This window comes from Paramagnetospirillum caucaseum (assembly GCF_000342045.1).
Lineage (GTDB): Bacteria > Pseudomonadota > Alphaproteobacteria > Rhodospirillales > Magnetospirillaceae > Phaeospirillum > Phaeospirillum caucaseum.
This window is the reverse complement of the sequence record NZ_AONQ01000216.1, coordinates 1-348: the sequence shown is the minus strand read 5'-3', so window position 1 is coordinate 348 and position 348 is coordinate 1. Positions and strand designations below refer to the sequence as shown.

Here is a 348-nt window from a genome sequence, read left to right as displayed (position 1 = left end):
GTCTCGATAATGAGAAGGCGACCTTCTCTGTTCAAGATAATGGTATCGGGATCGCACCAGAATACTTCGACCGAATTTTTCTGCTTTTCAAGCGACTTCATACCCGAGAGGTATACGAGGGAACAGGGATCGGTCTTTCTGTCTGCAAGAAGATTGTCGAGCGGCACGGGGGCGAGATTTGGGTCGAGCAATCACCTTCAGGCGGCTCGACTTTCCTGTTTACCTTGCCGACGCCTGAGTGAATCCGTTTGATAAATGATGGCTGTTAGTCATTCCGTTTTTGTTTGGTAGGGAGGGGCACATGAACAAGTCCGAATTGATCGCCGCCGTCGCCGATGGTGCCAACAT

General features: G+C 50.6%; 1 protein-coding gene. It reads left to right on the top strand.

Features of this window, described 5'->3' with window-relative positions; all coding sequences use genetic code 11:
- Nucleotides 1-242 (top strand): sensor histidine kinase (locus H261_RS24485; protein WP_008622995.1); only part of this gene is annotated, 242 nt, incomplete at its 5' end.
- Nucleotides 243-348: the final 106 nt, after the last annotated feature.